The sequence below is a fragment of the Nicoliella sp. ESL1149 genome (genome assembly GCF_058107265.1).
This window is the reverse complement of record NZ_JBYLUE010000002.1, coordinates 91175-105641: the sequence shown is the minus strand read 5'-3', so window position 1 is coordinate 105641 and position 14467 is coordinate 91175. Positions and strand designations below refer to the sequence as shown.

Here is a 14467-nt window from a genome sequence, read left to right as displayed (position 1 = left end):
GTTTATTATTTGATAGGTCGAAACTTCTAGTTTCGGTCTTTTTTGATAGGAGATGAGATTGATTAAAAAATTGAGTGATTCCGTTTCCAAATTAAGTGGAGTGGGCCCGAAACGCCAGCATGTTTTAGAACGGTTGGGAATTAGTAGCATTCATGATTTATTAACTTATTTTCCATTTCGGTATGAGGATTTCAAGGCTAAAGATATTCAATCAGCTCCTGATGCTGCTAATATTACAATTGAAGGGATTGTAGTTAATCAACCAATTATCAGTCGATTTGGTTATCGAAAAACTCGTTTGAATTTTAAATTATTGGTTAATAACGTAAGTGTTGATGTTGTTTTTTTTAACCAACCATGGTTACAAAAAAAAATTAAGCCTAATCAACGGATTAAGGTTTACGGCAGATTCAATCGAGCAAGAGTTGGAATGAGTGGGATTAAGATTCTTCAAGCTAATGATCATGATGAAATGGCAGCCGTTTATCCTTCTAGTCAGGGAATTAGACAAAAGACAATTCAAGACTTAGTTAAAAAGGCGTTTAATGAGTATAGTGATGTAATTGATGATTATGTTCCGTTATTGCTTCGAAAAAGATATAAGTTGGAAAACTTAAAGCAAGTAATCCACGACATGCATTTTCCTAATGATACTAGATCCGCTAAGAAAGCAAGAAGAACTGCTAAATATAATGAACTATTTTTATATGAAGTTCGTCTTCAGTTAATAAAAGCCAAGAATCATAAGATTGAAGTTGATCCATTTGATGTTGATCAAAAATTGATTAATAATTTTATAAATGAGTTGCCTTTTAAATTAACTGATGCTCAGCATAGAGTAATTAAAGAGATAATTACTAATTTAGAATCACCATCTCAAATGAACCGGTTGCTTCAGGGTGATGTTGGAAGTGGGAAAACAATTGTTGCGGCAATTGCAATTCTTGCAACAATATCAGCTGGATATCAAGCTGCTTTAATGGTTCCAACGGAAATTTTAGCGGAGCAACATGCTAATAAATTAGCTGATTTGTTTGCAGGAACTGATGTCCACATTGCACTTTTGACAGGTGATACTAAAGTGAAAGCCCGCAAAGAAATCCTTAGTCGATTACTTAGTGGTGAAATTAACTTAGTTATTGGGACTCATGCATTAATTCAAGAACCGGTTAAATTTGGTAACTTGGGATTGGCAATTGTTGATGAACAACATCGATTCGGAGTTAATCAACGTCGGAAGTTAAGAGAAAAAGGTGAATCGACTAATGTTTTGGCAATGACGGCAACACCAATTCCACGGACTCTTCAAGCCACTACATATGGAGAAATGGATGTTTCAATAATTGATGAACTTCCTAATGGAAGAAAGCCTATTAACACGATTTGTATTAAAAGTGCCCAGTTAAATAATATTAAGCCTAAAATTGAAAGTGAATTAAAAAAAGGACGTCAAATATACGTAATTGCACCCTTGATCGAAGAATCAGATAGCATGAATATGCAAAATGCAGTTGATACTTTTCAACAATATCAAAAGAGATTTCCGGAGTTTAAAGTTGGCTTATTACATGGTAAAATGCAAGATAGTGAAAAGAACGATATCATGGAGGCTTTTAAACAAAATCAAATTCAGATTTTAATTTCAACAACGGTGATTGAAGTTGGAGTGGATGTTTCTAATGCAACGATGATGTTGATATACAATGCTGATCATTTTGGATTGTCTCAACTCCATCAACTTCGTGGACGAGTTGGAAGAGGTGCGTTTCAGTCTTACTGTATTTTAGTTGCTGATCCTAAAAATGAGTTAGGGAAAGAACGGATGAATGTTTTAGTTGAGAGTAATGATGGTTTTGTAATTGCTCAAAAGGACCTAGAACTAAGAGGACCAGGTGATATTACAGGACGTCAACAATCTGGAATGCCAATTTTTAAAGTTGCAGACATTATTGCTGATAATGTAATGTTTCAATATATTCAAAAAGATGTTATTGAAATGTTAAGCCAACCTAATTGGATGGTCCAGGATGATAACTTAGGATTAGTAAAGTTAATTTCAAGTGATGATAATAATCAAGATTTAATTGATTAATGGAGGAAAATTATAATATGAAAATTGCAGTAGATGGTTTAGGTGGAGACTATGCTCCAATAGAAATTGTAAAGGGAATTGAAATGGCTCGTGATAAGTATCAAGATCTCACATTTCAAATTTTTGGACCATTAGATAAAATTAAACCACTGGTTCAAAATAATGATCGAATTGAATTAGTTCAAGCAGATGAATTTATTGAAATGGGTGAAGAACCAGTTCGGGCCGTTCGGAAGAAAAAACATTCCAGTTTAGTGCTTGCTGCTCAATCAGTTCATGAAGGGGATGCGGATGCATTTTTATCTGCTGGAAATACCGGAGCTATTTTAGCTGCAGGTTTATTTGTTGTTGGTAGAATTAAAGGAATTGATCGTCCTGGACTAACAACAACCTTACCAGTAATCACTGATGGGAATCATGATAGTTTTGTAATGTTGGATGTTGGAGCAAATGCCGATTCTAGACCGTTTAATTTGTATCAATATGCCTTTATGGGTAAATACTATGCTCAAAATGTAATGGGATTTGAAAATCCAACAATTGGTTTACTTAATAATGGAACCGAGGCTGATAAGGGTGATAAACTTCATAAGGCTGTTCATGAATTATTAGCTAATAATAAGGATTTAAACTTTATTGGTAATGTTGAGGCCCGTGAATTATTGAATGGAGCTGCTGATGTAGTTATCACCGATGGATTTACTGGGAACGCTGCTTTAAAGAGTACCGAAGGAACAGCCTTGTCAATGCTTAATTTAATTAAAAGTAGTATAATGAAGAGTGGTATTAGTGGTAAGTTAGGTGCTTTACTTCTTAAAAGTACTTTTAAAGACATCGCTGGCACATTAGATTATTCTAAACATGGTGGTGCTGTTTTAATGGGGGTTAAAGCTCCAGTTGTTAAGATGCATGGTAGTACTAAAGCACCTACAGTTTGCAATACAGTTGGACAAATTAGTGCAATGTTAAAGAATAATACCGTTCCTAATATTGTTGATTATTTTAGTTCCCATGCTGATGCAATGAAGGCAATTAAGGAAGATGTTAAGAACATCTAAATTTATATTTTGTGGAGTGGAGAAATGTCAAAAGAAGAAATTTATAATAAAATTGTAGATATGATTTCTGATCAATTCGATATTGATAAAAGTAAAATTAACGGTAATTTAAATTTTAAAAATGATTTAGATGCCGATTCAATTGATTTTGTAGAATTTGTTTTAGATTTAGAAACCACTTTCGATTCTGAAATTAGTGATGAAGATGCGGAAAAATTAAATACAGTTGACGAAGCAGTTGATTATATTTATTCACATTTAAAGAAATAAACGAAAAAGCGGTTACAGCAGTAATCGCTTTTATTATTAATAGGAGTGATGAAAATGGATGCAGAGTTTAATAAGCTGCTAAAAGATAATTATGGTATTGTCTTTAATGATGAATCATTGTTAGATGAAGCTTTTACACAAGCTTCTTATGTTAATGAACATCCAGGAAAAAATTTAAAATTTTATGAAAGGCTCGAATTCTTAGGGGATGCAGTATATGAATTGGTAGTTTCTGATTACATTTTTAGACGTTTTCCTAAATTACCCCAAGGTCGGTTGACTAGATTAAGAGCTGCAATGGTAAATGAACAGAGTTTTAGCGCGTTTGCTAGAGAATGCCATTTTGATAAGTATATTCGATTAGGACATGGTGAAGAAAAGGCTAATGCTCGTGATCGTGATTCTTTACTTTGTGATATTTTTGAATCGTTTATTGGAGCGGTATATTTAGATCAAGGAATGAAACCAGTGGTTAATTTCTGTCATAAGGTTATTTTTCCTAAATTAGATGAAGGTTGGTTCAATGATTTCTTTGATCATAAGACTGAACTTCAAGAATTGGCTCAAGAAAAGGGTCCAGTAAAAATTGAATACCGTCTTTTAGATGAAAAAGATGAACCAGATAATGCGGAACAATTTAAAGTAGCAGTTTTTATTAACGATAAAGAATATGGAACCGGTGTTGGACATTCTAAGAAGGATGCTGAACAACATGCTGCTTTTCAAGCATTACCACATTTTACCGAAGATTAGATAGAATGGAGAGTTGATTTTTGAAACTCAAATCATTAAAAATTGTTGGGTTTAAATCATTTGCTAATCCAACTACGATTAATTTTGAATCAGGTTTTACTGCTATCGTTGGTCCTAACGGTAGTGGAAAGAGTAATATTATTGAAGCAATTCGATGGGTTTTGGGAGAACAATCTGCCAAGAACTTGCGAGGTAATAAAATGAATGATGTTATTTTTTCTGGTTCTGACAACCATCGTTCTTTGAATAGGGCTGAAGTTAGTTTAACGTTTGATAATTCAGATCATTATTTAAATTCCAAGTATAGTGAAATAACAATTACTCGTCGTATCTTCCGTGATGGGCAGGGTGAGTATTTACTAAATCAAAATGAATGTCGTTTAAAAGATATTAATAATTTGCTTGTTGATTCAGGAATTGGGAAGGGTTCGTTTTCAATCATTTCTCAAGGTAATGTTGAAAAAATATTTAACAGTAAGCCTGAAGATCGCCGGACAATTATTGAGACCACAGCTGGAATTTATAAGTACAAGTTACAAAAAGAACAAGCAGAAAAGAAATTAACAGTGACTAATGAAAATTTAGATCGTGTTAATGACATTGTTTTTGAGTTATCTACTCAAGTAAAACGACTTAAAACACAAAGTGAAACTGCTCAAAAATACCTAGATTTAAAGAAAAAAGTTGGCCGTTTAAATGATGTTAAGTTAACTTATACGCTTTTTCATTTACAAAATAAGTTAAAAGATGATAGCCAAAAAAGACAAGCTTTACTAAACACTGAAAAAGAATCCCAAGAACAAATTAAACAACTTAGTTTTCAAAAAGAAACTGTGCAACAAAATTTACATGTTGCATTAGCTAGCAATGATAAATTACAAGAACAGTTATTAAAAACTAGTAATCAAGTTGAAAAACAAATTAGTAAAAAACAACTTGCTTCCCAGACTAATGATTTTAAAGAAGAACAATTATCAAATTTAAATTCCGAAATAAAAAGTGCAAAGCTGCAACAAAGAAAATTATTAGAACAAAAAAAATCAATTCAACAAAAATATGAAGAAGCTGAAAAGAAATTACAGGCTTTAAATCAAAACGCAGCATTAGTTAGTGACAAAAGTTTAAATCAACAGATAACTGCTGCTAATCAACGAATTTTACAACTTCACAATCAACATTTTGAAATCACACAGCAAATTAATGATTTAAATCAAGCCTTAGAACTAAAAAAACAATCACGTGAACAATCTAGACAACGTTTTGGTGAACTTCAAAAATCATTAAAAGATCATCGGACGCATTTATTAGCCTATGAAAATGATTTTAAGGCTGTAAAACAGCAGCGTCTTGAGTTACAAAATGATTTGCAGGAGCAATTGGCTCTTCAAAAAAAGTGTCAAAAAACGTTAGAATCGAAGACTTCTGAAATGAATAATTGTCAAAACCAATGGTACGATAGTTTGAAAAAAGTTCAACAACTTGAAAGTCGAGTTGATGGATTAAAACAAGCAATTGATAATCATGTTGGTTTTTATCAAGGAAGTCAGGAGTTATTGAAAGCTAAATTGAACGGAGTTATTGGTGCTGTTTCGGATTTTGTTAGAGTTGATTCTCAATACACTATGGCAATTGATACAGCTCTAGGAAATCGAGTCCAACAAGTAATTGTTGAAAATAGATCAGCAGCTCATCAAGCTTTGAACTATTTAAAACAACAACGATTAGGTAGAGCTACGGTGTTACCTAAGGATAACTTAAGTGATCATCACATCAATGATTCAATTTTAAGTAATTTGCAGCATTATGAGGGTTTTATTAACACCGGTGATCAATTAGTGATGATGCCAGAAAAATTAAAATTAGTACGAAGATACTTATTGGGAAATGTCTTGGTTGTTAAAACGCTTCATGATGCATTTACAGTTAGTGATATGGTTCAACATCGATTTAAAGTCGTAACTTTAGATGGTCAAGTTGTTAACGCTGGTGGTTCTGTAACTGGTGGGGCGAAGAAAAATAATCGAATCAGCGTTTTAGCCCAACAAACAGAGTTAGCTAAAAAAGTAGCTGCTTTTAACGAATTAAAAGAATTAAATCAGAGTTTAGAACAAAAGTTACAAGCTTTGAAGAAAACCGTTAAAACAACCCAAGATGAATTAACTAAAGTTAATCATGAACTTAACCCTCGTCAACCAGAAGTAAATCGAATCAATTCTAAATATGAAACATTGAAAAATGAAATTACTCTAATTAAGGAACAGATAGATTCAATTCAGAAATCAATCAATAAAGAAGCACCAAACCAGTTTCAATCCGTTGATGATGCTAAAAAAGAAGAATTGAATCAGAAATTGTCTGAAAATAAAAATGAAATTGCTGATTTAAATGCAAAAATTCAACAACTTACTGATGATCAATCGGTTACAAGTGAATCTGCCCAAAAATTAAATCAAGAGTTGAAACAACAGCAACAAAATTTGAATGATTTAAAAGTAGAATTGAAGAATAATCAATTTAAAATCGATCAAAATGATAATCATTTGAAGACCTTGATCCAACAAGAAGCGGATTTGAATAATAATCAGCATCAAGCTATTGATATTAATGCTTTAACAATTTCAATTCAAAAAAATCAGAAACAAATTGACGAGTGGCAGGAAAAAATTTCATCATTAAAACAACAAATCGATGAACTTCAATCCAAACAATCTCCATTGGAAAAATTAATCAGTCAACATCAAAATAATCTAATCAATATTCATCGACAATTAGACCGGCTCCAAAATCAATTGGATCAAACTAGTTCTCAAATTCAAAATTGTCAGCGAACATTAGCGGAACAACCAAGTCAATTAAAGATCAATGTTTCAGAGATCGATATTGATCAAGTTCGAAGTGATTTAAATAATCTCAATCAAGAGATAATTGGAATTGGTAGTGTTAATATTAATTCAATTGATGAATATGATTCTGTTAATGAACGTTATCAGTTCTTAAGTGGCCAAGCGGAGGATTTAAAGACAGCTCAAGAACAGCTAACAAGAACGATGGATAAGATGGATAGAACGGTTCGTGATAAGTTTAAAACGACTTTTGATAAATTACAGGTTGCATTTAAAGAAACATTTGTTCAAATCTTTGGTGGTGGGGATGCCAAGTTGCTTTTAGACGATCCGCATCATTTATTAACGACTGGAATTGAAATTATGGCGCAACCTCCTGGCAAAAAATATCGAAACATGAGTTTATTGTCTGGTGGTGAGAGAGCACTGACTGCAATTGCACTACTATTTGCAACTCTAAAGCTTACTCCAGTTCCATTTTGTATTTTGGACGAAGCTGAATCTGCTCTAGATTCAGCAAACGTAGATCGTTTTGCTAGTTATATTAGCAAGTTTAAGAATCAGACTCAATTTATAGTAATTACCCATCGAAAAGAAACGATGGTATATGCAGATCAATTATACGGAGTCACAATGCAAAATTCTGGAGTATCTCAATTGATTGATGTTAATCTTAAACAAATTCAACAAGCGGAGGACGAATAATGGGATTATTTGATATATTTAAACGCCGTTCAAAAAAGGCGAAAGAAAAAGAAAAGCAGAATGAAAATGAAGTAAAAGAACAACAATCTGTATCGTCATCAAATTCATCCAATGATTTTCAATCAGCTACTAATGATAGTATTAATGCAACTTCATCTGAATCAAAATCTGTAGTTGATTTAACAAGTGACCAAGGATCATCCGAATCATCCAATAGCCCTCAATCAGCGACTGAATCATCTACTTCTACAAATGAAAAAGAATTTAAAAGTAGTTCAATAAGTTCTTCATCTGAATCGTCAGCTAGTGAACAAGTACTTGAATCTTTAATTTCTAATTCCGATGATAATTCTGATCATAAATCCACAAGGGATATCCTAGATTCATCTACTAATGATTCTACAGCAGTTAAGAATGATCAATCTGAGGTTGAACCGAATGAACAAGTTTCAGATGAATTACAGCATCCAAATAGTGAATTATCCCTTAAAAAAGATGATGAATCTTCTAATTCAATTGTCAGTTCAGAAAGTGGTGATGTAGCTACTGAATCAGCTGTTGAATCTAATAGTACCAATTCAAAATCTGTTGAAAATGATGAAAAAGAATCGTTTGATAAAACCTCAGAAAATGAAGATGCTGAAAAATTTGAACATGGATTAGCCAAATCAAGATCTTCATTTGGACAAAAGTTGAATGCATTATTTGCTAACTTTAGAAGTGTTGATGATGATTTCTTTGATGAGTTGGAAGATACTTTAATCGAATCAGATGTTGGTTATAACATGGCGATAGAATTAACTGATCAGCTTCGTGAAGAAGTTAAATTAAAGAATGTTAAAAAAGCTAGTGAAGTTCAAAATGTTGTTGTTCAAAAATTGATTGAACTCTATGATCAAGATGGAAATAGTGATACATCAATTCATTTTGCTAAAAAAGGACCAACAGTTATCTTCTTTGTTGGAGTTAATGGGGTTGGAAAAACCACAACTGTTGGGAAAATGGCTAACCAATATAAAAAAGAGGGTAAAAAGGTTTTATTAGCTGCTGCTGATACATTTAGAGCAGGAGCAATCCAACAATTAGACGTTTGGGCTAAGCGAGCTGGTGTTGATATCGTGAAGAAGTCCGAGGGTAGTGATCCTGCTGCTGTTGTTTATGAAGCAGTAAATAAAGCTAAGAAAGAAAACTATGACGTCTTATTTGTTGATACTGCTGGACGACTTCAAAATAAAGTTAATTTAATGAATGAATTAGCCAAAATGAAGAAAGTTCTAACTCGTGAAATTCCAGATGCCCCTCACGAAGTTCTTTTGGTATTAGATGCCACGACTGGACAAAATGCTTTAAATCAGGCAAAATTGTTTAAGGAAACTACTAACGTGACCGGAATCGTCTTAACAAAATTAGATGGCTCCGCACGTGGAGGAATTATTTTAGCAATTCGGAATGAATTACACATTCCTGTAAAATTGGTTGGTTTAGGGGAACAAATTAATGATCTTAGACCATTTAATGCCAATGATTACATTTATGGATTATTCAAGGGATTGTTGAAATAATAAATAAGGGAGGCCGTTAATGTGGAGATTCAAAAAAATTATCGAATTAATTCTTTATTTGAGTTCTACTGGCCGCTTTTGACCAAAAAGCAAAACGATTATATGCAATTGTACTATGTTGATGATTATTCTTTAGGAGAGATTTCTGCTGAATTTAATATTAGTCGGCAAGCAGTTTATGATAATATTAGAAGAACAGAATCAATTTTAGAAAAATATGAAAAACAATTACACTTATATAGTGATTTTGTAACTCGTAATCAACAAATTGATGAATTGAAAGCATATGTAAAATTAAATTATAATGACGATTTCAAATTAATGGATTTGATCAATAAATTAGAAAAAACTGAAGAAGAATGAGAGTGGTGAAATAAATGGCATTTGAGGGTTTAACAGAACGCCTCCAAAACGCGTTTCGTAGTTTGCGAGGAAAGGGTAAAGTTAGTGAAGCTGATTTACGTTCTACAATGCGTGAAATCAGATTGGCCCTATTAGAAGCCGATGTTAACTTTACGGTTGTTCGAGATTTTGTTAAAAAGGTAAGAGAACGGGCTAAGGGAACCGACGTATTAGAAGGATTGAACCCAGGTCAACAAATCGTTAAAATTGTTGATGATGAACTAACAAAGATGATGGGTGAATCTGCGGTTCCATTAAATAAAGCACCTAAGATTCCAACGATTATTATGATGGTTGGACTTCAAGGGGCTGGTAAAACTACGACTGCAGGAAAATTAGCTCTAAAGTTAAAAAATGAAGATAATGCTCGACCATTAATGATTGCAGCCGATGTTTATCGTCCAGCAGCGATTGATCAATTGCAACGGGTAGGACAACAAGTTGACGTTCCAGTGTTCGAAATGGGAACTGATACTGATCCAGTTGAAATTGTTAAACAAGGATTGGAAAAAGCTAAATCAGATCATAATGATTACGTTATCATTGATACAGCTGGTCGGCTTCAAATTGATGCCAAGTTGATGGATGAGCTTAAAAATATCAAGAAGCTAGCTAAACCAAATGAAATTATGTTAGTTGTTGATGCAATGACCGGACAAAGTGCTGTCGAAACTGCAAAAGGATTCAATGATGACCTTGATATTACTGGAGTGACTTTAACTAAGTTAGATGGTGATACCCGTGGTGGAGCGGCATTATCAATTCGAGCTGTAACTGGGAAACCAATTAAGTTCGTTGGTCAAGGGGAAAAATTAACTGCGTTGGATGTTTTCCATCCTGATCGGATGGCATCTCGGATTCTTGGAATGGGTGATATTCTTTCTTTAATTGAAAAAACCCAAAAAGATGTTGATGAGAAGCATGCAGCTGAGTTAGCTGAAAAAATGCAGGCTAATACCTTTGATTTCAATGATTTCTTAGATCAATTAATGCAAATTCAAAAAATGGGTCCATTGGAAGATATTATGAAAATGATTCCAGGGATGGCAAATAACCCTGCCTTAAAGAACGTCAATATGGATCCTAAAGATTTGGAACACATAAAGGCAAGTATCTATTCAATGACGGAAGAAGAACGAACTGATCCAGATGTCTTAAACCCATCTAGAAGAAGAAGAATTGCTGCTGGTTCTGGTCGGCCAATTCATGAAGTTAACCGAATGATCAAACAGTTCAAGCAAATGAAAGATATGATGAACAAGATGACCAACGGAAATATGGCTGGTATGGAAAACATGATGAACCAAATGAGTGGTGCCGGTATTGGTGGTGGCCTTGGTGGTAAAATGTCACAAATGGCAATGAAGCGAATGGGTCGTAAATTCAAAAAGAATAAACAAAAGAAATTGAAAAAATTAAAACGGATGAAACGTAAATAAAAGAGGACAGGGTCCTCTTTTTTGCTTTTTTAAAGGAGGTTTATTGAAATGGCATTAGGATTTAATGATTTGACACTTGCCACTCAGTTAGTGATTAAAAGTGGTGGTGTTCCAAATATTGTTGGAGAAGCTGGAATTGGAAAAACGGCTTTAGTGACGCAATTAGCCCATAAAGAACATGCCAAGTTGTTCACGACGGTCGTTAGTTTAATGCAAAAGGGTGATTTAGCTTTACCAATTCCACCATTAACTGATAAATCTTTCGTTAAAATTGGTCAGTATGGACAACTAGCAGATGTTCAATTTGGATATAATCATACGTTAATTCAAATCCTGAAAGAAACGGTCACTAAACCAGAAACACCGATTTATTGGTTCTTAGATGAGTTCAATCGAGGAAGTCAGGATGTTCAAAGTGAGTTAATGAATTTAGTGTTACAAAGAAAAATCAATGATTTATCTTTACCATCACAAGTTCACATCATTATGGCTGAGAATCCAGACGACACAATGACAGGATTTGATACTAGCGATTATGGTGTATCTAGTAGTGATGACGCAATTAAAGACCGAACGGTTCGGTTAGTGATGAAGCCAGATATCAATGATTGGTTGACGTGGGCAAAGACTTTTAATTCTTCTTTAAATCGAACTAATATTCATCCAAGAGTTGTTAGATATTTAGAAGAACAACCAGCAGATTTATATGCTCCGAACGTATCTGATGATATTTTTCCAACTCCACGGGCGTGGCAGCGAGTATCGAATTGTTTATATCAATTGGAACTACTCGATTATTCACAAATAAATCAAATTCAATTGGAAGTTTTTGCTGGAAGCATTGGGGCTCAAACAGCAACTAAATTTATTCAATTCATGAGTCAAATTGAAGCTGGATTAGTTGCTAAAGAATTGTTAACAATGCCAATCGATTTATTATTAAAACGTTTTAAAGCAATGAATGAGCCACAAAAATTGGCAACCCTAAAAGCAACATTCGCGTTGCAACCAACAATTGATGATAATTTAGCAAATAGAATGATAAAGTTACTAACATTAATGAATCCAGATAATCAATATGCGTTGTTAGTGTCAATTGCCAATGACAGTCAATTACTGGACAATCTTTATCAATTAGCTCAACGAACAGAATTTGGAAAGCAATTTTACTTAAAACTAGAACAAATCAGCTTGCTAGGGTGGTAAAATGAATGAACAAGCAAACAAAAAGATTACAAAGGGAATCATTTCATTATTAAGGCAAAATCGTTTTTATGGGAATATTTTTACTCAATTACCACGAAAAATTGATACTGATTTGAAAGATGCATTCGATTTACAGTATCAAAATGGTCAGATTAACTTGTTGTATAATCCGGTAATATTGAATCAACGTTATGTAAAATCCGATCAACTATTATTGCCTTTACAACACATTGGATTACATTTGATTTTTAAACATCCCCTTCGTTTTCATAATGGGAATGTATTATCACGAATTGCAACTGATTTAACCGTTGATCAATATTTAGATCCTGCCATTAATCAGTTTCAAAAGTTTAACTATCAATTTGATTTACATTTGCCTGAATATCAGGGAGCAAAAACATATTTAAATTTATTAAAAAGTGCATTTCTGTCTAAAAAAGAAATTTCAAAAGCAAAAAAATTTTTAAATCAAGCCCCCGATAGTCATCAAAAATGGAACAGTTTTAATGAACAAAATCCAATGAATATTGATGCAACAATTGATAGGGTGATTACTGAAGCATGGCAAAATACTGATAACCATAGCCGTGGGAAAATGAATTCAACGTTAGTTGAATCAATTACACATCACGCGCCATTAACAGATATAAAATGGCAAAAATATTTGAAGAAGGGGTTCAGTCAAGAGCTATGGAAGTATCGACCAACAACGAGCCGTTTTAATCGGCGACAACCTTATCGAATGGATTTAAATGGTACGTTGCCCGATTATCTTCAATCAGTTAATATTTTTGTTGATAATTCTGGATCTATGGGTGATGAAACGATTGCAAAATTATTAGCTCAAATTGGGGGATTGTTAAAGGAGTTCCATCCATTAGTGACAATGTTTAGTTTTGATAGTCAGGTTCATGTTGAGGAGCATTATCATTTAAAACATGCAAATCAATTAAAGTATTGTCGGCATAGTGGTGGTGGAACTAATTTTCAACCAATTTTTGATTGGCTTCATCACCACTATGATCCCCAAGCATTAAATATTATTTTGACTGATGGTTATGGTGAAGAACGATTAAATTATTATCAAATTAATAATTTAATCTGGGTATTAAGTCAACCGAGGACCCAATTTTCGGTTAAAAACGTAACTGGAACTGTAATCTCAATTTGAGGAGAAGGAAATTCACAATGGAAATCATCAAACCCGAGTTACTTAAAATGTTGATAAAAAAAGATTCAATAATTAAAACAGCAGTGGCAATTTTAAAAGATGATTGCCAATCAGTGATGGATGATCGTAAATTTCAAAGTGATCGCTTAGGAATTAACGATGTTCAAATGGCAAAAAAACTGAATGCTGCAGAATTGTTCGATTCCAAAATTGATTTTAATGATTATTCATCTGTTCATGAATTTATTGTTAAAAATAGTAACTTTTTAGATCAATCAGCTCAACAATGGCTCTTAAAACCATTTGAATAAATAAATTTAAGGGTGTAAAGAAAAAAACCTTTACAACCTTCTAAATTTTTGATATATTTATAAACGTTAATAGAAATACAGGAGGTGTTTACATGTCAGTAAAAATTCGTTTAAGACGTGTAGGTTCAAAGAAACGTCCTTACTATCGTATCGTTGTGGCTGATTCAAGAAGCCCTCGTGATGGTCGTTTCATCGAAAAGGTTGGTACTTACGACCCAGTTTCAGTACCTACTAAAGTTACTTTAGAAGAAGACAGCATTATGAACTGGTTACAAAATGGTGCACAACCATCAGATACTGTTCGTAACTTGTTATCTAACGCTGGTATCATGAAGAAGCTTCATGAAGCTAAGCATGCTAAGAAATAAGTGATACAAAATGACGACTGATTTTGATAAATTAATTCAAACAATCGTTAGACCGCTAGTCGAATATCCTAACGATATTGAGATTAATCATTTTGAGACGGACCGTTTTTTTGAATATCATTTAAATACGAACCCGAAAGATGTTGGACGAATTATTGGTAAAAAGGGTCATATTGCCCAAACTATTCGGACAATTATCTATAGTGTACGGATTGATAGTAATAAGAAAATCCGGTTAATCATTGATGATGGTCATAATAAAAACTCTTAACTAACCGTATTGG

At 33.2% G+C, this 14467-nt stretch carries 13 protein-coding genes; all 13 read left to right on the top strand.

Features of this window, described 5'->3' with window-relative positions; genetic code table 11:
• The first annotated feature begins 61 nt into the window (after positions 1–61).
• The 13 genes from recG to AC3B6G_RS00475 all read left to right on the top strand — a co-directional run bounded on the left by recG (position 62) and on the right by AC3B6G_RS00475 (position 14454).
• Positions 62–2092 carry an ATP-dependent DNA helicase RecG gene (gene recG / locus AC3B6G_RS00535; RefSeq protein ID WP_489849546.1) on the top strand — a complete coding sequence of 677 codons (2031 nt, stop codon included), beginning with the start codon at positions 62–64 and terminating at the stop codon, positions 2090–2092.
• A 17-nt stretch (positions 2093–2109) separates the two neighbouring features.
• Positions 2110–3150 carry a phosphate acyltransferase PlsX gene (plsX, locus tag AC3B6G_RS00530; protein ID WP_489848511.1) on the top strand — a complete coding sequence of 347 codons (1041 nt, stop codon included), beginning with the start codon at positions 2110–2112 and terminating at the stop codon, positions 3148–3150.
• Between the two features lie 24 nt (positions 3151–3174).
• The gene (gene acpP, locus AC3B6G_RS00525; RefSeq protein WP_489848510.1) at positions 3175–3420 is read left to right on the top strand and encodes an acyl carrier protein; all 246 of its coding nucleotides are present in this window, start codon (positions 3175–3177) and stop codon (positions 3418–3420) included.
• Positions 3421–3474: 54 nt separating this feature from the next.
• Positions 3475–4173 carry a ribonuclease III gene (rnc, locus tag AC3B6G_RS00520; protein ID WP_489848509.1) on the top strand — a complete coding sequence of 233 codons (699 nt, stop codon included), beginning with the start codon at positions 3475–3477 and terminating at the stop codon, positions 4171–4173.
• 20 nt (positions 4174–4193) lie between these two features.
• Complete coding sequence (gene smc / locus AC3B6G_RS00515) at positions 4194–7721, top strand: chromosome segregation protein SMC (protein WP_489848508.1); 3528 nt, start codon at positions 4194–4196, stop codon at positions 7719–7721.
• A complete protein-coding gene (gene ftsY, locus AC3B6G_RS00510) occupies positions 7721–9283 on the top strand; it encodes a signal recognition particle-docking protein FtsY (RefSeq protein WP_489848507.1) in 1563 nt (520 codons plus the stop codon). Before smc ends, ftsY begins: the two co-directional genes overlap by 1 nt.
• Before the next feature lie 21 nt (positions 9284–9304).
• Positions 9305–9646 (top strand): putative DNA-binding protein, encoded by a 342-nt coding sequence (locus AC3B6G_RS00505; protein WP_489848506.1) that lies wholly within the window; start codon positions 9305–9307, stop codon positions 9644–9646.
• Between the two features lie 14 nt (positions 9647–9660).
• Complete coding sequence (gene ffh / locus AC3B6G_RS00500; protein WP_489848505.1) at positions 9661–11124, top strand: signal recognition particle protein; 1464 nt, start codon at positions 9661–9663, stop codon at positions 11122–11124.
• 48 nt (positions 11125–11172) lie between these two features.
• Positions 11173–12330, top strand: a complete 1158-nt coding sequence (locus AC3B6G_RS00495) for an AAA family ATPase (protein ID WP_489848504.1) — start codon at positions 11173–11175, stop codon at positions 12328–12330.
• Position 12331: 1 nt separating this feature from the next.
• Complete coding sequence (locus AC3B6G_RS00490; protein ID WP_489848503.1) at positions 12332–13504, top strand: vWA domain-containing protein; 1173 nt, start codon at positions 12332–12334, stop codon at positions 13502–13504.
• Between the two features lie 47 nt (positions 13505–13551).
• Positions 13552–13815 (top strand): hypothetical protein, encoded by a 264-nt coding sequence (locus tag AC3B6G_RS00485; protein WP_489848502.1) that lies wholly within the window; start codon positions 13552–13554, stop codon positions 13813–13815.
• A gap of 92 nt (positions 13816–13907) precedes the next feature.
• Positions 13908–14183, top strand: coding sequence for a 30S ribosomal protein S16 (rpsP, locus tag AC3B6G_RS00480; RefSeq protein WP_489848501.1), 276 nt, complete (start codon positions 13908–13910; stop codon positions 14181–14183).
• Positions 14184–14193: 10 nt separating this feature from the next.
• On the top strand, positions 14194–14454 hold the full coding sequence (locus AC3B6G_RS00475; protein WP_489848500.1) for a KH domain-containing protein: 261 nt from the start codon (positions 14194–14196) through the stop codon (positions 14452–14454).
• Positions 14455–14467 lie beyond the last annotated feature (13 nt).